Raw genomic sequence first — 23909 nt, 5'->3', positions numbered from 1 at the left:
TAGCCTGCAAAAGTCCATTGGGGCGTGCCTGCACGCGGCCCCATCGTTTACTATTATTTAAGCCACCGGTATTAGCCCCGGCAAGACGGACTCGAGGAATCTGCCATGAGCGAACTTCGCAAAGAACTCAAATATTTACCATCACACGAGTGGGCTCGTGTGGAAGAAGATGGCACCGTTACCGTGGGCATCACCGACCACGCCCAAGAATCCCTGGGCGATGTGGTCTATGTTGAAACCCCTGACGTTGGCACCAGTGTTACTGCCGGCGATGAGGCGGGTGTGGTGGAATCAGTAAAAGCGGCCTCGGATATCTACTCGCCAGTTTCCGGTGAGGTGATCGCCGTCAACGAGGCGCTGGAAGACGCCCCGGAGACCGTTAACGAATCGCCCTATGACGATGGCTGGTTCTTTAAAGTGAAGCCCAGCGATCTCACTGACCTGGACGACGCCCTAGACGTTGACGGCTACAAAGCCACTATTGACGACGAAGACTAGTTTTGCTGTACCCCCGGCCGAGCCGGGGGTTGCCTTTCCTGGCAGAGCCGCGCCCGTGGCCTGTTTTATTCTGTTTGACCTTTCGCCCTCGGAGCCAGCATGTCGCTACCGCCCCTACAGTTATTAGCCAAATCCGATCGCCGCTTAAAGCAGGGCCATCTGTGGATTTATTCCAACGAAGTGGATACCCAAAAGACTCCTTTGCGCGACCTAGCCCCCGGCGACCAGGTGGAAGTGCAAGACAGCACAGGCAAATCTTTGGGCGTGGCCACCGTTAACCCCCAGGGGTTAATTTGCGCGCGAGTCGTCAGCCGAGAGGTGCGCTACCCATTGAATAAATCGTTGCTGGCGCATCGCTTTAAGCAGGCCCTGGCCCTGCGTGAGGCGGTCTACGACCAGCCCTACTATCGTTTGGTGTATGGCGACAGCGATTTATTGCCGGGCCTGGTGGTTGATCGGTTTGGCGATTACTTGGTGGCTCAAATGGCCACCGCGGGTATGGACCGGTTGCAGGATGATATCGCCGAGGCTCTGCAGCAAGTGCTAGCGCCCAAGGGTATTCTGTTTAAAAACGACCACAGTGCCCGCAGCCTGGAGGGCTTGGAAGAGCAGGTCACGAGCAGGGGCGATGTGCCTGAGCAAATCGAAATAGTGGAAAACAACACCCGCTTTTGGGTGCCTGTGCACACCGGCCAGAAAACCGGTTGGTTTTACGATCATCGCGAGTCGCGGGCGTATTTGCAGCGCTTGGTGAAGGGCAAGCGAGTATTGGATGTGTTTTCTTACATCGGCGGTTGGGGCGTGCAGGCGTTGGTGGCCGGTGCCGGTGAAGCCATGTGTGTGGATGCCTCCAGCCAGGCCTTGGATTGGGTGCAAGCCAACGCCGAGCTAAACGGCGTTGCCGATCGCATTAGCGCCCTGGAAGGCAAAGCCCAGCCCGGCTTGAAAGCTTTGTTGGAGGCCGGCGAAAAGTTTGATGTGGTGGTGATGGACCCGCCGGCATTTATTAAGCGTAAAAAGGATCAGAAATCCGGCGAGGCGGCCTATTACCACCTCAATGAGCTGGCCATGCGCTTGCTGGATAAGAACGGTATTTTGGTGTCTGGCTCCTGCTCTATGCATTTGCCGCGAGCGCGATTAACAGAACTGTTGCGCTCCAGTAGCCGCCACCTAGATCGCCAATTGCAGATCTTCCACCAGGGCGGTCAGGGCGCGGACCACCCGGTGCACCCGGCCATTCCTGAAACCGAGTACCTCAAAGCGCAGTTTGCCAGGGTCTATCGCTAGGCCCGGTTTGCAAGACGTAAATCGCTAGATCATTGGGCCGCCGTTTGGGCCCGAGCAATGGCGGCATCCATCGCCGCTATGCTGCGTGGTGGGTTGGCCTAATAAGATAGGGCCCAGCAGGTAGAGCCCAGCATATCTGCCACCAGCTGTGCCAATGCCTTGGCTTCAAATTTCGACAGCTTGGCAAAGCTGTCTACGCCAACTTCTTCAAACCGTTGCACCACGGTTGGGCCAACACCTTTCACGGCCAGCAGTGCTTGTTTTTCCTCTGGGCTAAACGCCATGGTTTCTTCCTTGAATCTTTGTTGGTTAGTCTCGTAGCGAGATGATTGGCCAGCCGGCTTGCTCGGCGTGGGCGCGCAGGGTGTCGTCTGGGTCCACGGCCACGGGGTTGTCGACCTTGGACAGTAGCGGAAGATCATTGAATGAGTCGCTGTAAAAATAGGCGCCATCCAAGTTGCCTGGGTAGGTTGTCAGCCAGGTGTTTAAACGCGTTACCTTACCGCCCTGGAAGCAGGGGGTGCCCACCACCTTGCCGGTGATTTTGTTGTCGACCCACTCCGGCTCGGTGGCCAGCATATCGTCGATGCCCAGCCACTGGGCAATGGGGGTGGTTACAAAGCGATTGGTGGCGGTGATGATCAGCAGGTCGTCGCCCTGGTTGCGGTGCTTTTCTACGAGGGCGCGGGCCTTGGGTAACTCCATGCTAGCAATTTTGTTTGCCAAGAAGTCTTGTTGTAGTTGGGCCAGTACCTCGGGGCTCTTACCCACCAAAGCCTTTAGGGCAAAGGCGGAGTATTCCAGAATATCCAAGGTGCCGGCTTTGTACTCTTCGTAAAATCGGTTATTGGTGGCGCGGGATTGTTCGGCGTCCACCCAGCCGATGTCGGCCAAATATTCGCCAAAACTGTGGTCGCTGTCGCCTGCAATTAGGGTGTTGTCTAGGTCAAATATGGCCAGGGTCACGCTTACTTCCTCGTGCGCTAATAAAGTCTGTGGGCGCAGCATACCGGTGCCATTTGCTGCGCTCAAGGGTGGTGATGCCCGGTCTGCTCTAGGAATCTAAGTAAACTTTGGTTTATATTGCTCTTTTATATGTATCGCCGTTGTAACGGCTTAACCGTCAGATTGGGAGAACCACTTTGATCGACGCCGAAGGATTTCGTCCCAATGTAGGCATCATTATTACCAATGATGCCGGCCAGTTGTTTTGGGCAAGGCGCATCAATGGTCAGGACGCATGGCAGTTTCCCCAGGGCGGTATCAATCAGAATGAAAGCCCCAAGCAGGCGCTGTATCGTGAGCTGTACGAAGAAGTTGGCCTCACTGAAGAGCATGTCGAAATCGTCGCTTGCACTCGTGGCTGGCTGCGCTATCGTTTGCCTCGGCGCCTGATTCGCACCCGTAAAGAACCGGTGTGCATAGGCCAAAAGCAAAAGTGGTTTTTGTTACGCTTAAAGGCCAGTGAGCAAGAGATCGATTTGGCACGCTTCGGCCACGCCGAGTTTGATCACTGGCAGTGGGTGAGTTATTGGTACCCCCTAAACAAGGTGGTTTCTTTTAAACGCGACGTTTACCGGCGCGCCTTGAAAGAGCTATCCAGTCATCATTCCTTATTGGAAGAAGCCTGCGGCCGACCTTAATGCTTAATTCACTGCGTAGTCTCGTTCAAGAAGTTAACAGCGCCCGCGATTTGCAAGCGGCGTTGGACATAATTGTTGAGCGGGTTAAGCAGATTATGCAAACCGAGGTTTGCTCCATATACCTGCGCGATTCGGGCTCTAGCAGCTATCGCTTAATGGCCACCGAGGGCCTAAAGCAAGAGGCGGTGGGTAAGGTTACCCTGGATGCCAACAAGGGCTTGGTTGGTTGGGTTGTGTCCCGGGCGGAGCCGCTAAACCTGGAAAACGCCGCCCAGCACCCGCGTTACGAATACTTCCCGGAAACCGGCGAAGAGCGCTACCAAACCTTTTTGGGCGCACCCATTATTCATCACCGCCAGGTGTTGGGGGTGCTGGTGGTGCAGCAGGTAGAAAACCGCCGCTTTGATGAAAGCGAAGAAGCCTTTTTGGTAACGGTATCAGCCCAGCTGGCCGGGGTGATTGCCCACGCCGAGGCCACCGGTGCCTTGGATAACATGGGCCCTACCACCCATGCGGCGCGCTTTGCGGGGATGTCCGGTGCCACCGGTGTGGCCATTGGTACGGCTGTGTTGGTAACGCCGGCGGAGAACCTAAGCCGTGTCATATCTGGCCTCAGCGATGACCCAGCGGCTGAGAAACACCTTCTGCAAAACTCCCTAGCCGCAGCCCAAGACGATATCGAGCGCCTGGCAGAGCAATTGAACAACCGGCTAACGCCCGAAGAACAGGGCCTGTTTGATGCCTACTTGGCTATTCTGGCGGATACCACATTAATTAGCGAAGTAGAACAGCGCATCGATTCCGGCGACAACGCCCCCTACGCTTGGAGCCAGGTTATCTTGGCCCACGTAGCCACCTTCGACAGTATGAAAGACGCCTACCTGAGCGAGCGCGCCAGCGATCTGCGCGATTTGGGCCGCCGGGTGCTGGGCCACATGCAGAACACCACGGCGCAAACTCGCATTTACCCAGAAGACACCATTTTAGTCGGCGATGAGCTCACCGCCACCATGTTGGGTGAAGTGCCCGAGGGCTGCTTAAAAGGTATGGTGTCGGCCCAGGGCTCGGCCAACTCCCATGTGGCCATCCTAGCGCGGGCGATGAACATCCCCACGGTAATGGGGGCAGTGGACATGCCCTACCTGAGATTGGACCAGCGCCGTTTGATTGTGGACGGCTATCGCGGCTCGGTGGTGAGCGACCCAGGCGAGGAGTTGCTGCGCCAGTACGAAGAGGTCGTGCGCGAAGAGCAGGTACTGGTAAAAGACTTAGAGGCCATTACCCATTTGCCCTGCGAGACTTTGGATCATCATCGAGTCCCGCTGTGGGTGAACACCGGCCTTATGGTGGATGTGACTCGTTCCCTTGAGCGCGGCGCCGAAGGCGTAGGCTTGTATCGCACTGAGGTGCCGTTTTTACTGCGCGACCGTTTCCCCACCGAGGAGGAGCAACGCAAAATCTACCGCGAGCAATTGCAGGCCTTTCACCCACACCCGGTGACCATGCGCACCTTGGATGTGGGCGGCGATAAATCCCTGCCGTATTTCCCCATTGAAGAAGACAACCCCTTTTTGGGCTGGCGCGGTATTCGAGTCACCCTAGACCACCCTGAGATTTTCCTGGCCCAGGTGCGGGCCATGCTTAAAGCTAGCGAGGGTTTGGATAACCTGCGCATTATGCTGCCCATGGTAAGCAGTATTGCCGAGCTAGAAGCCGCCCAGGTGTTGATTTACCGGGCCTTCCACGAGCTTTTAGAAGAAGACTTTACCATCAGTCTGCCTCCCATCGGCGTTATGGTGGAGGTGCCGGCCGCGGTGTACCAGGCCCGCGAGATGGCCGCACGGGTGGATTTTTTATCCGTAGGCAGTAACGATTTAACCCAATATTTGTTAGCGGTAGACCGCAACAACGCCCGAGTGGCCGGGCTATACGAATCACGTCACCCGGCGGTGCTGCGAGCCTTGATAGACGTAGTGCAACAAGCCCACAGCCAAGGTACCACGGTGAGTATTTGTGGCGAGTTGGCCGGAGACCCAGGCTCTGCCATGTTGTTGGTAGCCATGGGCTTTGATGTGCTCTCCATGAACGCGGCCAACTTGCCGCGGGTAAAAGCGGTGCTGCGGTCCATTACTCTAGAACAAGCCGAAGAGCTGTTGCTGCAAGTGCGCGATCTGCCCGATGCCGAAAGCATCAACCACTGCGTGCAAGAAGCTTTGAAAAAGTCCGGCGCCTATAAACTGCTTCGCTCGTCCGTGGGCGACAAAATCTCTCTCTAAGTTTTCAACAATAAACACACACGGCCCAAGCGGTAGGGGGCATCCTCATGGTTGATCAAAAAAAACGCAGCGTTATTCTCATTGGCATGCCTGGAGTGGGCAAAAGTACACTCGGGGTATTGTTGGCGAAGGAGCTGGGGTTGGAGTTTGTGGATACGGATCTCTACATTCAAACCCGCGAGGGTAAAACCCTGCAAGAGATCATGGATGCCAGTGGTTACCTTGCCCTGCGTGAGGTAGAGGCCCTGGTGCTGCAAGAGCTGAGTTTCGCCAGCCCTAAGGTGGTGGCCACCGGCGGCAGCGCGGTGTACAGCCCAGAAGGTATGGCCCACCTGGCGCAGAATGGCTGTGTGGTGTATTTGTCCCTCACCTTGGATGCCCTGCGCGGGCGTATCCACAACTACGAGCAGCGCGGAATTGCCCGGGCACCCGGCCAGAGTTTTGAATCCCTTATGGAAGAGCGTACCGCCTTGTACAAACGTTACGCCGACATCGAAATCGACTGTCAGGGGCAATCGCCGCAGCAAAGTTTGATATCCATTATTGAGCAGTTAAACGGGCTGGCCTCTTAAAGAAGAGTTCATCGCCAGTCAAGCTCACCAACTAAAAGCCACAGTCTTTGTGCGGTTGATACTGTTGAGCGTGTGGTTGCGCTCAAACCAGCGGCCGCCGCCGTTGTTGTCCATCAGCACGATGGTGGTGGTGCGGGTGCCGTAGTTTAGTAGCCGGTGTTGGTTGCTATGGTTTGCCAGCTCCGGGTTTTGCTGCAGGGCAGCGTCGCCGCCGGCGATAAACCGAGACGACAAAAACCGCTCCGCGGGCAGGCCGATACCGGTGTTCGGCAGATCACTGTCCGCCGCCGGCTCGTCATCGAGCATCACATCAAACAATCTCTCTACATTGAAATTCGCCTGGTGAATGGCTCGCTCAAAGTCGGCTTTGCCGTGGCGAAGCTTAGGCCAGGGAGTATTGAGAAGGTGGTTAGATAGGCCATAAATACCGGCCGACAGTGGCTCCAGGATGGGGCCGCGATTGCTGGAATAAAACAGCTGTTGGGCATCCCCCAGTAATAGGTTGTATCCGCTGTATTGGCTTGGTGTTAGGCTGGCGAGATAGCTTCGGGCGGATTGGTTACTGGCTACAAAATCGCGCACCAGGTGGCCTCGGCTGAGCTTGCCTTCGGCTTGGCTTGGGTCTCGGTAATTGGTTACTGCTGCAATTTTGCCCTGCCGGCAGATGGCCAGCCAGGTGCCGCCCTGTTCTTGATCAAGCCCGCCCAGCAGGTTACATTGCCCGGCCCAAAAGTGGCCTGGAAGGCTCGGGCGGCTAAAGAATTCATCGCGGTTGCTGGCCATAATCAGCGGCCATTGTTGATGTTGCTTAACTGCAACAAATATCAGACACATTATTCAATGATGCACCGGGTCGCCTAAGGGGTGAGCCCAGTGTAACGCAGCGGCGCGCACAACCCCTAACCCACGGCTAGGTTGGCAAGAGTGATGCCCGCAACGGTTTCGGAGATCGACATGCTCGCCACAGCTAGGCTTACCTACCCCAATATAGACCCTGTAGCCATAGAGCTTGGCCCCATTAGCGTGCACTGGTACGGCCTAATGTACCTAGCTGGGTTTGCCGCTGCCTGGGCCATTGCCATGTATCGCGCGGGTAAACCGCACTCGGTGATGGCGCGCTCCCAGGTGGAGGACTTTATTGTCTGGTGTGCCATGGGGGTGATTCTAGGCGGTCGCTTGGGTTATGTATTTTTTTACGGTTTAGATCAATTCCTAGAGGACCCGATCTGGCTGTTTAAAATATGGACCGGTGGCATGTCATTCCACGGTGGGTTAATTGGCGTTACCGTGGCCATGCTACTGTTCGCCCGTAAGCACAACATCAACTTTCTAAGCCTGGCCGATTTCTGTGCGCCGCTGGTTCCTTTGGGACTTGGCTTTGGTCGCATTGGCAACTTTATAGGCCAAGAGCTATGGGGACGCGAAACCACCGCCAGCTGGGGTATGGTCTTCCCCAATGACCCAGAAGGCTTGGTGAGACACCCCTCGCAACTGTATGAAGCCGGGCTTGAGGGCCTGCTACTGTTCATTATTCTTTTTGTGTATTCTGCCAAACCGCGCGTGCCGGGAACTGTGGCGTCGCTGTTTTTAATCGGCTATGGGTGTTTTCGCTTTGTGGTGGAGTTTTTCCGCCAGCCCGATCAGCACATCGGCTTTGATCTATTTGGTTGGTTAACCCGTGGCCAATTATTGTGTAGCGTGATGATTATTGTCGGTGCCAGTTTGTTTGCCCTGTTCGTTTGGCGGGCGAAGCAAAAACAGCAAGCCCAAGCCACGGCAGCCCCGGCGAGTGCTAAGAAAAGTTAATTGGGCGGTAAAAAGAATTTGTGTAGCAAGTGTTACTTTTTGTAGCGCTTGTTTTTTATTAACACCATTTGTAAGAAGCAAGTGAAGCCATGAAACAGTATCTGGATTTAATGCGTCTGGTCCGCGACCAGGGGGTAAAAAAAGCCGACCGCACCGGCACTGGAACCGTTAGCGTGTTTGGGCACCAAATGCGTTTTGACCTGGCCGAAGGCTTTCCGTTAGTGACTACCAAGAAGTGTCATTTACGCTCAATCATTCACGAGCTGCTGTGGTTTCTAAAAGGCGAGACCAGCATTCAATATTTGCGCGAACATTCAGTATCGATTTGGGATGAGTGGGCCACCGAAGATGGCGGCTTAGGCCCTATCTACGGCGCTCAGTGGCGCTCTTGGCCCAGCCCGAACGGCGGCCATATCGACCAAATCAGTGAGGTGATTCAACAAATAAAAACCAAGCCCGACTCACGGCGGCTGATTGTTTCAGCCTGGAACCCAGCCGATCTGCCGGATGAGGCGCGCTCTCCCCAGGCGAACGTAGAGGCGGGCAAAATGGCCCTGGCGCCGTGCCATGCTTTGTTTCAGTTTTATGTCGCCGACGGCAAATTATCTTGCCAGCTCTATCAGCGCAGTGCGGATATCTTTTTGGGCGTGCCATTTAATATCGCCTCATACGCACTATTAACCATGATGATTGCCCAGGTTACGGAACTAACCCCAGGGGAGTTTGTTCATACACTGGGTGACGCGCATTTGTACCTGAATCACCTAGAGCAGGTAGAGAAGCAATTGGTCCGTGAACCACGGCCGTTACCAAAATTGCAGCTTAATCCCGAGGTTAATGACATCTTTGACTTTGGATTTGATGATTTTGAATTAATCGGTTACGACCCACACCCACACATTTCCGCTCCCATTGCCATATAAAAGGGCATTTTGAAGGCACCAAAAAAAGTGCCAAAACAGCGCAAAAAATAGTGCTGTGTAATATAGGGTAACACCCGCCGTGAGTAGGATATTAATTTACGGTATGAGGTCGCCGATTTTAGGTAAATTTTTTACAAGGGGTTGAAATAGACCCCCATAAACCTGTACTTTCTGCATTCTTGATTGTTAGGGGCGATTTGCCCGACCGGGTGCGCGAGGTGAGCGTGTACTGAGAGTCAACCGAGAGAGATCAAGGATGCACGTTAGAAGCAGGCTGATCGGCTAGGAAAGCGTTCGGTGAAATAAGACTAATAGTAATCAAAATTGAAGGAATACCCACACAAAGCGTCTAGATAACGGCCGGGTTTTACACCGACTTTGGTGTCTGCTGTACAGTGCTGTTGAGTTAAATGTAAACGATATCGTAAAGCCAGTTTTTTTAAAGCTGAACGGTAAAGTGCGATTTAATGAAACGTGCTGACCCGCGATTCCCGTCATGCTCTGTGACCTAAACGTTTATTTACTAAATCTTGTTTGTAAGCTCTGATGCGTTTCAGTGGTTAATTATTTTTGTGTTTTTTTGCTAGCGCCCGACTTGGGGGATTTATGAAGAAGCAGCGAGTGAAAGCTGTGGCAGTTGCCACTATGGTCACCGCAACCACTTTCTTTGGTGGAAAGGTGTTCGCGGATCAAACCCTGGATCAAATTTTCCAGGTGGAGAAGTCGAAAATCAGCGCAGGGCTTAAGTCCCAGCAACGGATCGACAAGTTACAGGAACAAACGAACGCGTTACTGCAAGAGTTTAAAACTGTAAATAAGCAGATCGAAGGTTTACGTGTTTATAACGCGCAGCTTGAAAAGCAGATCGCTAATCAGTTGGAAGTTATCAACGACCTCAACGAGTCGATCGAAAACGTCACCGTTATCGAGCGTCAAATTCAACCTCTAGTACTACGTATGCTAGAAGGCCTCACCCAGTTTATATCGCTGGATGTTCCTTTCCACATTGAAGATCGCACGGCCGAGTTGGAGAAAGTCACCAACAACATGGACCGAGCCGATATCTCAGTTGCTGAGAAATTTCGTCAAGTACTGGAGCTTTACAAAATTGAAGCTGAGTACGGTCGTAAGATCAGCACCTACGAAACCACTCTGACGTTAGACGGCACCGAGCGTGAAGTTAACATCTTCCAAGTGGGCCGTATTGCTCTGATGTATCAAACCAAAGATACCAAATTAACCGGTGCTTGGAACTCTCGTTCTGGTCAGTGGGAAGCTTTGGATGCGGGTGAATACCGCAGCGCCGTGCTGAAAGGCATCCGTATTGCCAAGCAACAAGCAGCAACCGATATTCTTGAATTACCGATTTTGGCTCCGGAGGCAGCACAATGAAATTGACCTTCGCTAAAAAACTTGTCGCCACTGTAGCGGCTGGCGTTTTCTCCGTAGGTGTTTTTGCTCAGGAGCAAAAAGCAGCAACGCTAGAAGAGCTGCTCAACATGGTGAAACAAGACAGCTTGGTAGAATCTCGTGAGCACAAAGCCCGCGAATCTGAGTTCCGCCAAGACAAAAACCGGCAAGCGCAATTGTTAGAAGAAGCCAAAGCGGTTAAAGCTAACGAAGAAAAGCGTTCTGAAACCTTAGAAGCCAAGTACGACGAGCAAGAAATTGCGGTACAAGACAAACGCGAGCAACTTGCTGAGCGTTTGGGTTCTTTGAAAGAACTGTTCGGCCACTTAACTTCTACCGCCGGCGACCTGCGCTCTAACTTAGACGTATCTATCGTTAGTGCTCAATACCCTGGCCGTACTGAGTTCTTGGAAGGCCTGATCGAAAAGATGAACAGCGCAACCAAGTTGCCTAGCATCGAAGAGATCGAGCGTCTGTGGTTCGAAATGCAACGTGAAACCATCGAAGGTGGTAAAATCGTTAAGTTCCCAGCCACTGTTGTTTCACCGGAAGGTGAGCAAAATACCCAAGAAGTTGTCCGTATCGGTACCTTCAACCTGCTGTCTGACGGCAAGTACCTGGAGTACACCGAATCTAAGAAAATGGCCGAGTTGACTCGTCAGCCTTCTGGCAATTTCCTAGCGGCTGCTTCTGCCCTGGCATCTTCTACTGATGGCTTCACCAAAACCGGTATCGACCCAACGGGCCCTTCTGGTGGTTCTTTCCTATCCGCGTTGATCAACAGCCCAGACCTCGTTGAGCGTTGGCACCAAGGTGGTGTAGTTGGTTACATCATCACCGCAGTGGGTGCGTTCGGCTTGTTGCTGGGTATCTTCCGCTTGATCGTTCTAACCACTGTTGGTGCTAAAGTGAATTCTCAGCTGAAATCCAGCACTGCTAACGACAACAACCCTCTGGGTCGTGTGTTGAAAGTAGCCGAGGGCAATCCTTCATTGGATACCGAATCCCTAGAGCTGAAAATGGAAGAAGCCGTTCTTAAAGAGAAGCCTTCAATCGAGGCTGGCCTCAACCTGATCAAAATTATCTCTGCTGTTGCACCTCTGCTAGGTCTCTTGGGTACCGTTACCGGTATGATCTTGACCTTCCAGGCTATCACCATCTTCGGTGCGGGTGACCCACAAGCAATGGCGGGTGGTATTTCAAGTGCTCTGGTTACAACTGTACTTGGTCTGGTGGTCGCAATTCCAATGGTATTGATGCACACCTTTGTTAACAGTCGTGCCAAGCGAATTCTCCACATCTTAGATGAGCAAAGCGCCGGTATCGTCGCTGAGAACGCCGAGCGTAGTTAAGGAGAAGTCCATGTCAGGTTTAATGGATGCAATAGAAATTGTTCGCCAGTTTTTGGCGTCAGGTGGCGAAGTCCTAATCTTAATTGGCATTCTGACTTTTCTGATGTGGACGCTGATTTTTGAGCGTGTGTGGTATTTTAAGTTTTTACTTGGCCGCGAAGTACGGAATTCTCTGCAAGCTTGGGAATCTCGTCCGGAGCGCAAGTCTTGGAATGCACACCAAGTACGTTACGCACTGATCTCTCGCGTTAGCGAGAAAGTCAATGCCAACCTTGATCTGATCGGAACATGTGTTGCGCTGGCTCCCTTATTCGGCCTATTAGGTACGGTTTGGGGCATGATCGAAGTGTTTAACATTTTGTCGGTAACCGGCGGTGGCGATGCTAAGTCCATGGCCAGTGGTGTTTCAAAAGCAACAATTCCAACAATGGCTGGAATGGTTGCCGCACTGTCCGGGGTATTTGGTAGTACCTACGTCAACCGCATTGCCGAGCGCGAAAATCAGCTGTTCGCTGACCACCTAACGATGGACCATTAAGGTCCATCTGGCCAAGCACCTAACAGTTGTAGGAAATTTTCATGGCTAGACGAAATCAGCCCCAAGAAGAAGAAGTCGGCGCGATTGACCTTACGCCCATGCTGGACGTAGTGTTCATCATGCTGATCTTCTTCATTGTTACTGCTTCGTTTATCAAAACACCTGGTATCGAAGTAAATCGACCGGAAGCAACAACTGCGGAATCTAAAAAGAACGCCGCAATTCTGGTCGCTTTGAGTGACAACGATGAGATCTGGATCGACAAGAAAAAGATCGACCCTCGCAACTTGCGTTTGGAAATTGAGCGTCTCTACGCTGAAAACCCCAAAGGCAGTTTGGTGATCCAAGCAGACGATAAAGCCCGAATTGAGCGAGTTGGTGAGGTAGTAGACGCCGCCCGTGAAGTTGGCCTTTTAGATGTCGCAGTGTCAACGGAGCGTAACTAAGTCGATGAGTGCTATTAGATTATTTTTATCGGCCTGTTTTGCAGTTGGGATTACGGCATGTTTGTTTGCGTTGATGTCTTACCTCATCTACATGAATGAAAGCGCGCCCAACGAAGGCAAAACGATCAAGATTGCGGATATCACTATGCCGCAAACCAAGATCGAAACCCAATACGACACGCAAAAGCCAGACAAGCCAGAGGAGCCAGACACTCCGCCACCTGAGCAACCTCAGATGGAAATGGAAACCCCTGACGCAGACATGAGTGGTATCAACATCGCCGCTCCAACTGCTCAGACTGACTTAAACGTGGCCGGTGTTGGCGGCTTCGGTGGCGATGGCGAGTACTTGCCCATTGTTAAAGTGCAGCCGGTTTATCCCCGTCGTGCACTGCAACGAGGTATTGAAGGTTACGTGATTGTTGAGTTCACAGTGACGACTAACGGTTCTGTTCGTGATCCGGTTGTTATTGAGGCGAATCCACCTAACATCTTTGACAATGCAGCAGTAAAAGCAGCGTTGAAGTTTAAGTACAAGCCACGTGTGATTGATGGGACACCAATTGAAGTACCTGGTGTCCAAAATAAAATCACCTTTGCTATCGCAGACTAATTGAGTGAGGAGTAAGCACGATATGAAGCTGTTGAAAACCAAGCTCATGCGCAACATTGCCTTGGCATTGCCAATGGCCGTTGCCCCCACTGCCTCAGTAGTGGTGTTAGACAGCTTGGGTTTAGATGCAGGCTTTGCCAAAGCATCGGCCCAGGACAAACGCGTTACCCGTAAAACCCCGGCTATTAGCCAAGCGGTTTACAAGAAATTGGGTGACCCTAACACTATGATGAACCCGGAGAAAGAAGGCGTACAACCAGATTTCCCCGGCGCCTTGGCAGCGTTAAAGAAGATTGAATCGCGTGATGCCCCAAGCTGGAACGCGTACGAGAAAGCCACGTTGTATAACTACATGGCCTATGCGTACTACAGCACAGAGGACTTCAACAACGCACTTAAATACTACAAATTAGTAATTGCTCAATCGCCCCAGATTCCTCTAAACCTAGAGACTGCTACTCTGTACACCGTTGCACAGTTACAGTTTGTGGTGGAGGACTACAAAGGCGCCATTGGCACACTAAACAGGTGGTTTAAGCAAGTTGACCCGATGTTTGTTAATGCGGATCACTATGCGTTGTTGTCGCAGGCGTACTACCAGGACAAGCAGTTCGACCAATCGTTGAGCAACGTCCAGAAAGCGATTTCGATGTACAAGGAAGCGGGTAAAACCCCGAAAGAAAACTGGTACTCTATCGAAATGGCGATTCAGTACGATCGCGGTAAAAACAAAGAAGTTGTTGATATTCTGGAAACACTGGTTCGTTTATACCCTAAGCAGGCTTACTACAAGCAGCTAGCAGGTATGTACAACATGGTGAAGAAAGAGCAACAAGCAGCTTACTTAAGCGATGCCAACTACGTTGCTGGCGCGTTGGAAAAAGAAACTGAAGTACTTAACGTTGCTTATATGATGTTAGGTGAAGGCTATTCTTACCGCGCTGCCAAGATCATCGAGAAAGGCATTGATAAGAAAGTTATTGAGCCAACTTCTAAAAATCTTGAAACCTTAGCTACGGCGTGGCGCATGTCGCAGGAAGTGGACAAGTCCATTGCGGTTATGAAAGAAGCTGCATCTAAGGCGGACAATGGTAATTTGTACGCTCTGTTAGCGGGTAACTACGTGGATAGCGACCAAAACAAAAACGCAATTAATGCTGGTAAAAAAGCACTGTCGCGTGGTGGTGTGAAACGTATGGACCAACTGCAGGTGGTTATGGGTATGGCCAGCGCGAACCTAGGCAACTGGGCGGACTGCGAAAAATACTTTAACCAAGCCAAAAAAGATAAGCGCAGCGAAGCCTTTGCTAAGAACTGGATTCAGTTCTGCCAAGGTGAGCAAAAGCGTGAAGAGTCACTGGCTTCTAACTGAGCCGGCCTCAAATCTTTGCAGCTTAAAAAAACCGAGCCAAATGGCTCGGTTTTTTTATGGCCTCTTAAACATATTTTTGAAGGGGTATATAAATAAAGCAAATCACAGAAGCCTTTGGTATCTTCTTTGCCAAGCGCCAAGCGCCAAGCGCCAAGCGCCAAGCAGCAAGCAGCGCATACCGTGGCGTTAGGATATGTTTAACTGGTGGGAGTATTAATGCATTCGGCTAACCCTTTTAATCAACAAGACGTGGATGCCTTAACCGGGTTAATTAAAGAGTTCCCGTTAGCGACCTTAGTGGCAAGTTCCGCGTCAGGGGAGATAGACGCGGACAGAATCCAGGCAGTTCATGTGCCGTTTGTGGTTGGCGATTGTGGTTCACAGCTGTTACTGCAAGCGCATATTGCCCAGGCCAACGGGTGGTGGCGCAGTGTCGAGCCAAGCAGCAGGGTATTGGCGGTCTTTAATGGCCCCAATGCCTACATCACCCCCAATTTTTATCCTACCAAACAAAAACACGGCCGTGCCGTGCCGACCTGGAATTACGCTGTGGTTCATGTTCGCGGAAAGATTCGATTTGTGGAAGACAAGGCGTGGCTGAGTCAGGTAATTGCTAAATTGACGCAACAACAAGAGCAAAACGAGAAAACGCCGTGGAGCATGGACGATGCGCCGCCGGAATATATCGAGCGTCTTTTAGCGGCAGTGATCGGTATTGAAGTTGAAGTGGAATCCATCACCGGCCAGTGGAAACTAAGCCAAAACCAACCAAAGGAGAACATCGCCGGGGTGATTGAAGGCCTTAACGAAACAGGCTGTGAGCGCCACCAAGAAATGGCTCGTTGGATAAGTGCGGAGCAGCGGGACTAGCCCAGTCCGTGCCTGCGGTTGAATAATTTGGTGCTACGCTCTGATGACAGAGCGCAGGTTGTGTTGTGACGGGCAGGGCCTTTTAAAAGTCAAACCTTGCTGAAAGCGAAACCTTGCGCGGGTCACCAGGATATATTCGAGTATCGTTAGTGCCACCCACGTAGTAGGTTTCGTCGCTAAGATTTGCGATATTGAGAGCGTATTTTGCATTGTTAACTTCGTAATAAAACCCGATATCCATCAATCGATGGCTAGGCAGTAAAACACGTCGGCTGGTTTCCTCGTCGGTATAGCGCTCGTCTTGGTACTTCCAGCCAAAGCTCGCCCCCACAAAGCCTCCCCACACCGGTTCTGGATAATTGTAGCGAGTCATGGCAAACGCAGTGTTTTTGGGGACAAAGCCCGGTGGGTTGCCCAGGGTGTCGGCGGCATCGGCGTAGGCCTGGCTGATCTCAGCATCGGTGTAGGTATAACCCAGCATAAACTGAAAGTTAACGCTGGGTTGTGCTTGCAAGGTCACTTCCAATCCTTGGCTACTGACCTCACCGATTAATTCATTTGCGCCAGATTCGCCTTCTTCAACGATATTCTTTTTAAGCACATCGAAATAGGCCATATTCAAGTTTAAACGGCCGCCAACGGATTCAAATTTAAAGCCCGCTTCCCATTGCTCACCCTGTTCTGGGTCCAGTTGGTCGCCATTGACGTCGAACGAAGGAATGGCTTGCGGGTTGAACGATTCGGCGAAACTTGCGTAAAAAGACAGCTGATCATTAACGCGGTAGACGACACCCCCATTAACACTAACATTTTGTGCGGATTCGTCTTCTTCGATACCGGAGTCATCTACATCGATATATCGTAATTGATAATCGCCGCTCTGTTTATCCCAGCGAGCACCAACCAAAAGCGTCCAATGTTGACTTAAGGTTATCCGGTCCATGGCGTAGAAACCAGTGCTGTACAAATTCCACTGGCGGAAAGTGCCTGGGTCATCCGATAAAATTCGGCCGGTGTATTGTGGCGCTACCAGGCTTAGGTTGGCGCCACGAGTGTCAAATGCAATGCGGTCATACTGTCGATATTCGTAGCCGCCGTTAAAGCCAAGGATAAACGTTTGAGGCAAGCCAAAGTGGGTGCTTGCAATGAGGTTGGCATCGGCAAAGTGATATTCACGTTTATTTAATTGATGCCTATTTCGCCGCCGTAGAGTGGTCTCACCGGCCTCAGTTTGCAGGCTGTTGCTTTCGTAAAGGTCTCGCTCATCCTCATGCCAAATACTGCGCCATTTAACATGAGCTGAGAGCTGATCACTGATAGTGCGTTGGTAAGCCACAGAAACGCCGTAGCCTTCGTCGTTGTCGGTGTCGCCGGGTTCTTGGTAATAGGTTTCAATCTCGGCCAGGGTATTTATGTCTTGATTGATTACCCAAAGGCCGTTGTCGGCGTTACGGTCTTGTTTGAGATACTCGAATTGTACGTCCAGGCGGGATTGGTCGTCTGGTAGCCAAGCGAGGCTCGGGAATAGGTACGTAGACTCTGACTCAACGTAATCGCGAAAGGAATTCAGGGTTTCCAATCCGGATACCACGCGGTACAGAAGCGACCTACCTTCATTGAGAGACCCTGTTGAATCGAGGGAGCCCTCTAAGCCATTCTTGTTGTAGCCGGTAAAATACTGGCCAGTGATGTCAATGCTGGTGCTGGACTGTGCTTGGGGCTTTTTAGTCACAATATTTACCATCCCTCCGGGATCCATCCAGCCATAAAGCACGGAGGCTGGGCCTTTCAGAACTTCCATGCGCTCTACGTTTGCCGTTACTGGCGAGCCAAAACGGGAAGCTAGACCGGGTAGGCCATCCACTTGAATATTCTGTAGGTCGGCGGCTTGGCCACGAATGGTAAAGGCGTTGGCGTTGGTGCCGCTGCGGGCGAAGCCGGTAAGGTAGCCGTACGCTGTTTCCAATGTGCTGGCTTTTAGATCCTCAAGTACGGCGCTGTTGATTACGCTGGTGGAGAACGGCGTTTCCAAATCCTCAGAATTCATCTTTAACGCAGTTGCGCGTGATTTCTCAAAATACGAGTCTTGTTCGCCAATCACCAAAACTTCTTCCATAGCGTCGGCTAAACCCGTGGCAGCCCAAGGGTAGAGCAAAAAGAAACGGATCAACATAAAACGGGTGATGTGCCTGTGGGGGACTGCTGTTACCACGGTGAAGATTCCTTGATTTAAGGGTTAATGATAATGATAATCATTATTTTTTTGAAAATGGAAGTCGGATAACAATGGTGTTGGTGTATTCCAGAGCTAAGGTGGGGTACGTTGGATCATCATCGCTGTGCGGGCTAGCAAATCGATAATAGTCTGCAGGAAGTTGTTGTAATTCAGCCTTGCTTGGCGGCTGTTTGAGTTTATTTTATTTGTGTTTTTGCCCTTTGCATGGGAAAGCATGCCGTTTAGCCGCAACATAAAAGAGTGCAATGGAAATCTACACCCAGGGGGTGGATGGTTTTTCGCTGTGAATACCCGAATGTTGCGATAGCCATTGGAATAGATTGCAGGGGTTATTAGTCAAATTCGCTAAATTTCAGAATAATTAACCAGGAGTATGTTGTGAAAAAATGAACGTAATCGGCTTATTTCCTCGTGGCTTTCTCTGCCCTTTTTTATTGGTGTCTCTAGCAGTGGCAGGCGCCACCGTATGATTTGCTTTTGGTGTGTATGGGCTCTACATAAAACAACGCGATTAGGGTCGCTGGAATAAATATTAGCGCTACTATTCGCTCTACTATAAATTTTGATCGTGCAAAGCGGCGCTGTTGCCGATTCTGGTTGAAAGCTAAATAACAGTCCTGTCTAAAAAAATTTTTCTGCATCCTATGAGATAAATTCTGGCATCTATGCACATACTGGGAGTGCGCCTGAAAGGAGTCGGCGCCAAACGTATTCATATACTCGCTGCTCGTATCGGTTGCGGTGGTAAATAAACAGTAATTATTCTTTTCCACAGTAAGTGCGTTAAACGCGCTTGCTAAATTAATTGCCTAGAGGTGTTCTATGGGTAAGTCATCTTTATCTACATTTTTTCTTTTGGTGTTCTGCACGCTATCGTCTGTCCAGTCAAAGGCAGGAACCACCGTATATCCTGGTTCTATTTGTCATCAAAGATTGATAGATTCTAATTGGGAAGTGGGGCGTATTAATGGCAGTGCTGAGATGAGATACACTGGCACGAACACGACAATTATTACTAATGTGACATGTCCTATTCCTCGTCACAATGCACTAACCAACAAGGGGCCGCTAAAAATAGAAGTGTCTTATTTTGCCGATTATTATGGTGATTTTGGAATTACGCCCAATTGCCGAGTAATTGCTTATAACCGTTATGGTGATGTCGAAATAATGCGGAAAACCAAAAATGTGCCGGGTTTGGGGCGGCGCGTTATTTCATTGGGTAAATTGCCTGCCGCAGCCAGTAAAGGCAAAATTGTGGTGGACTGTTCTCTTGGCGGTAACTCTCGTTATGGGGATTTTATCGGCAGTATTTTAGTGACCGAAGAAGATTCCTAGAGCGGTATTAACAATGATGAAAGATAAAATGGCGATGTCATCGATCGTTGTTTGTGGTGTGGTGCTGGCCTTTTGGGCTGGTGCTCGCGTAAGTCAATTGAGCGCACTACAGGATAGGGGGCCAGAGCAGGCCTTGGGCCTAGCCAGCGAGGCCAGCAGCACCAGAGAGTTAACGGCATTGTACAGTAAATTAGATGATGTCTTATTGGAGCTACAGCAAATGCAATATCGAGTGGAGGTTTTAGAGTTTGCGCAGCTATCTACAGCTAGACAAGACAAAGCGCAAACTGATGTGGAAGAGCCTAACCATGAGTCATCACCGGCGTTAACCCTCGAAGAAATGGAAGCAGACGATAATGCTGTAATAGCCGCTTTGCATGAAGAAATGCGTATGAATTACGAAGCCCAGGATCGAGATGACAAATGGGCCGACGCCGTAGAAACCAGCGCCCAGGATTTAATCACTCAGAAAGAGGAGCTGATGCAAACGACTATTACCCAGCTCGACTGTCGACAGTCATTGTGCGAAATGCGGGCGAAACACTCCAGTGAGCAAGAAGCCGATCTATTTCGTGACAACATCGGCAGTGCGGTGGCGGAGTATTCTTCGACGATTTATTGGCGAAACGAAGGTTTGGAAACCGTGGCTTATTTGGAAAAATAATTCCTAAAGCTATAAGTTTTAAATGTTGAAACAAAGCCGGGTTAGCCCCGGCTTTGTTGCGATTGTGTTACGGTTAGTTTCACTGGCGAACTAATTTATCCAGCTTATTAATCCAATTTAGACAAATCCCGCACCGCACCCTTATCAGCACTGGTGGCAAAATAAGCGTAGGCTTTTAGCGCAGCACTCACTTTGCGCGGACGTGGTTCAACCGGCTTCCAGCCGCTGGCGTCTTGCTCGGCGCGGCGCTTGGCCATTTCTTCGTCACTTACCACTAAATTTATGGATCGCTCTGGGATATTAATTTCGATTTTATCGCCGTTTTTCACCAGGCCAAAGGCACCACCGGCGGCGGCTTCAGGTGAAACGTGACCGATGCATAAACCGGAAGAACCACCAGAGAAACGGCCATCGGTAATTAAGGCACAGGCTTTACCCAAGCCCATGGATTTTAAATAACTGGTTGGGTACAGCATCTCTTGCATGCCGGGGCCGCCTTGGGGGCCTTCGTAGCGTACGATAACCACGTCGCCTTCTTTTACCTTGCCGCCTAAAATATTTTCTACCGCTTCTTCTTGGGATTCGGTGACGTGGGCGGTGCCGTTAAAGACCAAAATGGATTCGTCCACACCGGCGGTTTTTACCACGCAGCCGTCTTGGGCAATATTGCCGAACAGAACTGCTAGGCCGCCTTCCTGTGAGAACGCATGCTCCACACTGCGAATACACCCTTCGGCGCGGTCGCTGTCTAGGGATGGCCAGCGAGTGGCTTGGCTAAACGCGGTTTGGGTGGGGATACCGGCAGGGCCTGCCTTGTAGAATTCAAAGACTTTGTCATCGCTGGTTTGGGTAATATCCCATTGGGCGATGCCATCAGCCATAGTATTACTGTGTACGGTTGGCACACTAGCGTCGATGATATTACCGCGAGCCATTTCGCCCAAAATGGCAAAGATGCCACCGGCGCGGTGCACGTCTTCAATGTGGTATTTTGGGCTGTTGGGGGCAACCTTACACAGCTGAGGCACTCGGCGCGATAAATCGTCAATATCGGCCATGGTGAAGTCCACCTCGGCCTCTTGTGCCGCGGCTAACAAATGCAAAATAGTATTGGTGGAGCCGCCCATGGCAATGTCCAAAGCCATGGCATTGTTAAAGGCGGTTTTGGTGCAGATATCGCGCGGTAACACGCGCTGGTCGTTTTGCTCGTAGTAGCGTTTGGCCAAGTCCACGATTAAACGGCCGGCTTCCAAAAACAGTTGCTCACGGTCGGCGTGGGTAGCCAGTGTGGTGCCGTTGCCGGGCAGGCTTAGGCCCAGAGCCTCGGTTAAGCAGTTCATGGAGTTGGCGGTAAACATTCCGGAGCAAGAGCCACAGGTGGGGCAAGCGCTGCGCTCGTATTCTTCGACTTTCTCGTCCGGCGCATTTGGGTCGGCGGCCACAATCATGGCGTCGATCAAATCCAGTTTGCGATCGGCCAGTTTGGTTTTACCCGCTTCCATGGGGCCACCGGAAACAAACACTACGGGGATGTTCAGGCGCATGGCGGCCATCAGCATTCCGGGGGTGATTTTGTCGCAATTGGAAATGCACACTAGGGCATCGGCGCAGTGGGCGTTGACCATATACTCTACCGAGTCGGCGATGATGTCGCGACTGGGCAGGCTGTAGAGCATACCGTCGTGTCCCATGGCGATACCGTCGTCCACGGCAATGGTGTTAAATTCTTTGGCTACCCCACCAGCTTTTTCGATCTCGCGCGCCACCAGTTGGCCCATGTCTTTTAGGTGCACGTGGCCGGGCACAAACTGGGTGAATGAGTTGGCTACCGCGATGATCGGCTTTTGAAAATCATCGTCTTTCATACCCGTGGCACGCCACAGGGCGCGGGCACCGGCCATGTTACGGCCAGCGGTGGAAGTCTTAGAACGGTAAGCAGGCATATCGGCTCCGGGGCTGTATCAGTGCAATCACATATCAGGGTGGGGCTTGGCGCGCAGAAGGCCCAGGCACCCAAAAATGGGCGCTAAGGATAGCAGAATGGGGCTTGGGGCACTAACCCTGGTTGCTTGGTGATTAAGTGCGTTTGGCCCGCTGGCGCTCCAGCCGTTCGGCCAGCCAAACTTTGATGATGGATTGGCGTGTCACACCAAGCCTGGCGGCTTCTTTCTTTAGTGATTCGATCAACTATACCGGGAAATCAATCTTAATTCGTTTTTGTTGTTGGTTAACTCGTTTAGCACTGGAAAAATCAAGCTCATTTAGAATATCTTCATCACTAGCATCGAACTTTTGATCAAAATCTTTAGCTTTCATACAGGGCTACCTCCGCTTTTCCTGAACGAGTCACTGATATTATCCGGAAGTCTGTTTCTCTTTGCGTGATTACAGCAGACCAGTGTTTACCACTAATTTTGCCAATGATAGGGGAAAGGGGTTCATCAGTTATTTTGGCGAAGACCTCTACCAGATCCTCATCCTGCCAAGGCTGTTGCGCATCATCGAAATCAATTCCATGTTTATCGCGATTGAATGTGCTTTTGGCTGAGTCATATTCAAAACCGCTCATTGGTCAAAAAGTATGCCTTTTGTACGCCAATAGCAAAGGTTGAGAGAGCATTTCAACCCGCCTACTTAGCGTCAGATATTCTCATTGCAAACTTTTTCAACGCATAAATTTATTTGGCAAGCGGCTTAATAAACACCTTAGAGCGCCGTTGCAAGTTATACAGCTGCTGTTTTTGCTGGGGCAGTTGGCCTAGCTCAGCGGCTTTAAAGCCCTGCTCGATAAACCAGTGGGCAGTTTGGGTGGTGAGCACAAATAGGGATTGATAGCCCTGGCTAATGGCATCCTGCTCTACCTTGGCCAGTAGCCGTGCCCCCAAGCCTTTGCCCTGGTAGCCGGGGTGGGTGGCCACCGCGGCCAGTTCCGCCATGGATTGGTCGTTGTAGGTGTACAGGCCGGCGCAGCCAATGATCATACCGTCGATCTCCAGCACGCTAAATTGGCTGATTTCCGCTTCTAACAGCTCGCGGGAGCGGCGCACCAAAATGCCCTGTTCTTCCAGCGGAGCAATCAGCGCCAAAATGCCGCCAACATCGGCGATGGTGGCCTTGCGCAGTACTTCGTAGCTGTCGCTGTGCACCAGGGTGCCGCTGCCATCGTGGGTGAACAGCTCTTCGAGTAGGGCACCGTTTTCGCAATAACTGATGATTTGCGCCCGTGATATTCCTTGGCGGCACACTTGGTAACAAGCGCGCAGTGCCGCTGCGGCATCGGCCTGGGGAATGGTAGAGGATTCTAAAAACGCCTGGCATTGCGATACGCTGACCTGGCGCAATAGCTCGCCGTTATCTTGCATTAGGCCATCGGGCTCAACAAAGGTAATCAGCTTATCTGCCTGCAGGGCTAGGGTGGTGCGCATGGCCACCGCCAGTGAAGACACATTAAACAGCTCGCCGGTGGTGGAAAAGCCAATATGGGATACCAGCACCATGGCGCCGTTATCCAACGCAGCGTTGATGTTGGGGCTGTCAATTTTGCGCACATTGCCGGTGAAGTGAAAATCCACACCATCAATCACACCGCGCGGCATACCCACCACAAAATTACCGGAAACCACGCGGATGTCGGCGTTGTGCATGGGGGAATTGGGCATGCCGGCCGAAAACGCTGCTTCGACGTAGAAGCGAGTTTCTCCCACCGCTTGCAGCACGGCCGGCAGGGCGGCTTCATCGGTGATGCGTTGGCCATTGTTGAAGGTGGTTTCAATGCCCTGTTGCGCCAGGCGTTGGTTAATTTGGGGGCGGGCACCATGCACCACCACCAACCGAATGCCCAAGCTGTGCAGCAGGGCTAAATCCTGCACGATGGTGCCAAAATTAGGGTGGTCCACTGCCTCGCCGGGCAAATACACGACAAAGGTGCGGCCACGGTAGGCGTTGATGTAGGGCGACGATGCGCGAAACCAGGTTATGTGGTCAAAACTGCTCACTGTGTATTCTTTCTTCTAATAAACGGGCGAAATTGTTGGCTGGGGGCTAAAAAGCACCAATATAGCCAGC

23 protein-coding genes and 1 pseudogene are annotated in these 23909 nt (G+C 51.5%); 16 read left to right on the top strand and 8 right to left on the bottom strand.

All coding sequences use genetic code 11. The features are described 5' to 3' along the window. Positions 1-105: 105 nt before the first annotated feature. Positions 106-498 carry a glycine cleavage system protein GcvH gene (gene gcvH / locus ACGHM3_RS21775; protein WP_345420820.1) on the top strand — a complete coding sequence of 131 codons (393 nt, stop codon included), beginning with the start codon at positions 106-108 and terminating at the stop codon, positions 496-498. A gap of 99 nt (positions 499-597) precedes the next feature. After that, entirely contained in the window at positions 598-1785 is a 1188-nt protein-coding gene (locus tag ACGHM3_RS21770; protein ID WP_345420823.1) for a class I SAM-dependent rRNA methyltransferase, read from the top strand. A gap of 98 nt (positions 1786-1883) precedes the next feature. Here ACGHM3_RS21770 and ACGHM3_RS21765 read toward each other — a convergent pair whose 3' ends face one another. Together ACGHM3_RS21765 and ACGHM3_RS21760 are read right to left on the bottom strand one after the other, a co-directional pair. After that, positions 1884-2069, bottom strand: coding sequence for a helix-hairpin-helix domain-containing protein (locus tag ACGHM3_RS21765; protein ID WP_390517631.1), 186 nt, complete (start codon positions 2067-2069; stop codon positions 1884-1886). Positions 2070-2094: 25 nt separating this feature from the next. Continuing rightward, positions 2095-2817 carry an HAD family hydrolase gene (locus ACGHM3_RS21760; protein ID WP_345420826.1) on the bottom strand — a complete coding sequence of 241 codons (723 nt, stop codon included), beginning with the start codon at positions 2815-2817 and terminating at the stop codon, positions 2095-2097. 110 nt (positions 2818-2927) lie between these two features. On the opposite strand from ACGHM3_RS21760, the gene rppH reads away from it, so the two are divergent. From rppH to ACGHM3_RS21745, 3 genes are read left to right on the top strand one after another with little or no spacing between them, the layout of a single operon-like run. Further along, positions 2928-3428 (top strand): RNA pyrophosphohydrolase, encoded by a 501-nt coding sequence (gene rppH / locus ACGHM3_RS21755; protein ID WP_345420829.1) that lies wholly within the window; start codon positions 2928-2930, stop codon positions 3426-3428. Continuing rightward, the gene (gene ptsP / locus ACGHM3_RS21750) at positions 3428-5704 is read left to right on the top strand and encodes a phosphoenolpyruvate--protein phosphotransferase (protein ID WP_345420832.1); all 2277 of its coding nucleotides are present in this window, start codon (positions 3428-3430) and stop codon (positions 5702-5704) included. Before rppH ends, ptsP begins: the two co-directional genes overlap by 1 nt. Before the next feature lie 47 nt (positions 5705-5751). Further along, positions 5752-6276 carry a shikimate kinase gene (locus ACGHM3_RS21745; protein ID WP_345420835.1) on the top strand — a complete coding sequence of 175 codons (525 nt, stop codon included), beginning with the start codon at positions 5752-5754 and terminating at the stop codon, positions 6274-6276. Positions 6277-6300: 24 nt separating this feature from the next. Here ACGHM3_RS21745 and ACGHM3_RS21740 read toward each other — a convergent pair whose 3' ends face one another. Further along, complete coding sequence (locus tag ACGHM3_RS21740; RefSeq protein ID WP_345420837.1) at positions 6301-7110, bottom strand: NRDE family protein; 810 nt, start codon at positions 7108-7110, stop codon at positions 6301-6303. A gap of 93 nt (positions 7111-7203) precedes the next feature. On the opposite strand from ACGHM3_RS21740, the gene lgt reads away from it, so the two are divergent. The 9 genes from lgt (at position 7204) to ACGHM3_RS21695 (ending at position 15606) form a co-directional block, all read left to right on the top strand. Continuing rightward, entirely contained in the window at positions 7204-8082 is an 879-nt protein-coding gene (lgt, locus tag ACGHM3_RS21735; RefSeq protein ID WP_345420840.1) for a prolipoprotein diacylglyceryl transferase, read from the top strand. Positions 8083-8171: 89 nt separating this feature from the next. Beyond that, positions 8172-9005, top strand: a complete 834-nt coding sequence (locus tag ACGHM3_RS21730) for a thymidylate synthase (protein ID WP_345420843.1) — start codon at positions 8172-8174, stop codon at positions 9003-9005. A 606-nt stretch (positions 9006-9611) separates the two neighbouring features. Then, the gene (locus tag ACGHM3_RS21725; protein WP_345420845.1) at positions 9612-10397 is read left to right on the top strand and encodes a DUF3450 domain-containing protein; all 786 of its coding nucleotides are present in this window, start codon (positions 9612-9614) and stop codon (positions 10395-10397) included. Next, the gene (locus tag ACGHM3_RS21720) at positions 10394-11767 is read left to right on the top strand and encodes a MotA/TolQ/ExbB proton channel family protein (protein WP_345420848.1); all 1374 of its coding nucleotides are present in this window, start codon (positions 10394-10396) and stop codon (positions 11765-11767) included. The genes ACGHM3_RS21725 and ACGHM3_RS21720 overlap by 4 nt, the downstream gene beginning before the upstream one ends. Before the next feature lie 10 nt (positions 11768-11777). Further along, on the top strand, positions 11778-12305 hold the full coding sequence (locus ACGHM3_RS21715) for a MotA/TolQ/ExbB proton channel family protein (RefSeq protein ID WP_345420851.1): 528 nt from the start codon (positions 11778-11780) through the stop codon (positions 12303-12305). Positions 12306-12346: 41 nt separating this feature from the next. Further along, positions 12347-12751, top strand: coding sequence for a biopolymer transporter ExbD (locus ACGHM3_RS21710; protein WP_345420854.1), 405 nt, complete (start codon positions 12347-12349; stop codon positions 12749-12751). A gap of 4 nt (positions 12752-12755) precedes the next feature. Then, positions 12756-13364, top strand: coding sequence for an energy transducer TonB (locus ACGHM3_RS21705; protein WP_345420857.1), 609 nt, complete (start codon positions 12756-12758; stop codon positions 13362-13364). 22 nt (positions 13365-13386) lie between these two features. Then, positions 13387-14736, top strand: a complete 1350-nt coding sequence (locus ACGHM3_RS21700; protein WP_345420860.1) for a hypothetical protein — start codon at positions 13387-13389, stop codon at positions 14734-14736. A gap of 216 nt (positions 14737-14952) precedes the next feature. Beyond that, positions 14953-15606 carry an FMN-binding negative transcriptional regulator gene (locus ACGHM3_RS21695; protein ID WP_345420863.1) on the top strand — a complete coding sequence of 218 codons (654 nt, stop codon included), beginning with the start codon at positions 14953-14955 and terminating at the stop codon, positions 15604-15606. A gap of 82 nt (positions 15607-15688) precedes the next feature. Here the strand turns inward: ACGHM3_RS21695 and ACGHM3_RS21690 are convergent, their stop codons facing one another. Next, a complete protein-coding gene (locus ACGHM3_RS21690) occupies positions 15689-17818 on the bottom strand; it encodes a TonB-dependent receptor (protein WP_345420866.1) in 2130 nt (709 codons plus the stop codon). Between the two features lie 846 nt (positions 17819-18664). Between ACGHM3_RS21690 and ACGHM3_RS21685 the strand changes: the two genes are divergently transcribed. Next, on the top strand, positions 18665-19180 hold the full coding sequence (locus tag ACGHM3_RS21685; RefSeq protein ID WP_345420870.1) for a hypothetical protein: 516 nt from the start codon (positions 18665-18667) through the stop codon (positions 19178-19180). Positions 19181-19193: 13 nt separating this feature from the next. Continuing rightward, a complete protein-coding gene (locus ACGHM3_RS21680; RefSeq protein ID WP_345420873.1) occupies positions 19194-19844 on the top strand; it encodes a hypothetical protein in 651 nt (216 codons plus the stop codon). Between the two features lie 107 nt (positions 19845-19951). Here ACGHM3_RS21680 and ilvD read toward each other — a convergent pair whose 3' ends face one another. The 4 genes and pseudogenes from ilvD to argA all read right to left on the bottom strand — a co-directional run bounded on the left by ilvD (position 19952) and on the right by argA (position 23839). Next, positions 19952-21787, bottom strand: coding sequence for a dihydroxy-acid dehydratase (gene ilvD, locus ACGHM3_RS21675; RefSeq protein WP_345420876.1), 1836 nt, complete (start codon positions 21785-21787; stop codon positions 19952-19954). Positions 21788-21920: 133 nt separating this feature from the next. Next, positions 21921-22160 (bottom strand): annotated as a pseudogene (gene brnA / locus ACGHM3_RS21670) (type II toxin-antitoxin system BrnA family antitoxin). Continuing rightward, on the bottom strand, positions 22150-22413 hold the full coding sequence (locus ACGHM3_RS21665; RefSeq protein ID WP_345420879.1) for a BrnT family toxin: 264 nt from the start codon (positions 22411-22413) through the stop codon (positions 22150-22152). The pseudogene brnA and the gene ACGHM3_RS21665 overlap by 11 nt, the downstream one beginning before the upstream one ends. A 109-nt stretch (positions 22414-22522) precedes the next feature. Then, positions 22523-23839, bottom strand: coding sequence for an amino-acid N-acetyltransferase (gene argA / locus ACGHM3_RS21660; protein ID WP_345420882.1), 1317 nt, complete (start codon positions 23837-23839; stop codon positions 22523-22525). Between the last annotated feature and the right edge of the window lie 70 nt (positions 23840-23909).

Origin of the sequence: Halioxenophilus aromaticivorans, assembly GCF_042850945.1 — a bacterium.
GTDB lineage: Bacteria > Pseudomonadota > Gammaproteobacteria > Pseudomonadales > Cellvibrionaceae > Halioxenophilus > Halioxenophilus aromaticivorans.
The sequence above is the reverse complement of the archived record's forward strand: the minus strand, read 5'-3'. Positions and strand labels throughout refer to the sequence as shown.

What these genes read in the sequence shown, in the direction of transcription:
- gcvH (WP_345420820.1), top strand. Translation starts at nt 106, where the DNA reads ATGAGCGAACTTCGCAAAGAACTCAAATATTTACCATCACACGAGTGG.
- ACGHM3_RS21770 (WP_345420823.1), top strand. Translation starts at nt 598, where the DNA reads ATGTCGCTACCGCCCCTACAGTTATTAGCCAAATCCGATCGCCGCTTA.
- ACGHM3_RS21765 (WP_390517631.1), bottom strand. Translation starts at nt 2,069, where the DNA reads ATGGCGTTTAGCCCAGAGGAAAAACAAGCACTGCTGGCCGTGAAAGGT.
- ptsP (WP_345420832.1), top strand. Translation starts at nt 3,428, where the DNA reads ATGCTTAATTCACTGCGTAGTCTCGTTCAAGAAGTTAACAGCGCCCGC.
- ACGHM3_RS21745 (WP_345420835.1), top strand. Translation starts at nt 5,752, where the DNA reads ATGGTTGATCAAAAAAAACGCAGCGTTATTCTCATTGGCATGCCTGGA.
- ACGHM3_RS21740 (WP_345420837.1), bottom strand. Translation starts at nt 7,110, where the DNA reads ATGTGTCTGATATTTGTTGCAGTTAAGCAACATCAACAATGGCCGCTG.
- lgt (WP_345420840.1), top strand. Translation starts at nt 7,204, where the DNA reads ATGCCCGCAACGGTTTCGGAGATCGACATGCTCGCCACAGCTAGGCTT.
- ACGHM3_RS21730 (WP_345420843.1), top strand. Translation starts at nt 8,172, where the DNA reads ATGAAACAGTATCTGGATTTAATGCGTCTGGTCCGCGACCAGGGGGTA.
- ACGHM3_RS21725 (WP_345420845.1), top strand. Translation starts at nt 9,612, where the DNA reads ATGAAGAAGCAGCGAGTGAAAGCTGTGGCAGTTGCCACTATGGTCACC.
- ACGHM3_RS21720 (WP_345420848.1), top strand. Translation starts at nt 10,394, where the DNA reads ATGAAATTGACCTTCGCTAAAAAACTTGTCGCCACTGTAGCGGCTGGC.
- ACGHM3_RS21715 (WP_345420851.1), top strand. Translation starts at nt 11,778, where the DNA reads ATGTCAGGTTTAATGGATGCAATAGAAATTGTTCGCCAGTTTTTGGCG.
- ACGHM3_RS21710 (WP_345420854.1), top strand. Translation starts at nt 12,347, where the DNA reads ATGGCTAGACGAAATCAGCCCCAAGAAGAAGAAGTCGGCGCGATTGAC.
- ACGHM3_RS21705 (WP_345420857.1), top strand. Translation starts at nt 12,756, where the DNA reads ATGAGTGCTATTAGATTATTTTTATCGGCCTGTTTTGCAGTTGGGATT.
- ACGHM3_RS21700 (WP_345420860.1), top strand. Translation starts at nt 13,387, where the DNA reads ATGAAGCTGTTGAAAACCAAGCTCATGCGCAACATTGCCTTGGCATTG.
- ACGHM3_RS21695 (WP_345420863.1), top strand. Translation starts at nt 14,953, where the DNA reads ATGCATTCGGCTAACCCTTTTAATCAACAAGACGTGGATGCCTTAACC.
- ACGHM3_RS21685 (WP_345420870.1), top strand. Translation starts at nt 18,665, where the DNA reads ATGGGTAAGTCATCTTTATCTACATTTTTTCTTTTGGTGTTCTGCACG.
- ACGHM3_RS21680 (WP_345420873.1), top strand. Translation starts at nt 19,194, where the DNA reads ATGATGAAAGATAAAATGGCGATGTCATCGATCGTTGTTTGTGGTGTG.
- ilvD (WP_345420876.1), bottom strand. Translation starts at nt 21,787, where the DNA reads ATGCCTGCTTACCGTTCTAAGACTTCCACCGCTGGCCGTAACATGGCC.
- ACGHM3_RS21665 (WP_345420879.1), bottom strand. Translation starts at nt 22,413, where the DNA reads ATGAGCGGTTTTGAATATGACTCAGCCAAAAGCACATTCAATCGCGAT.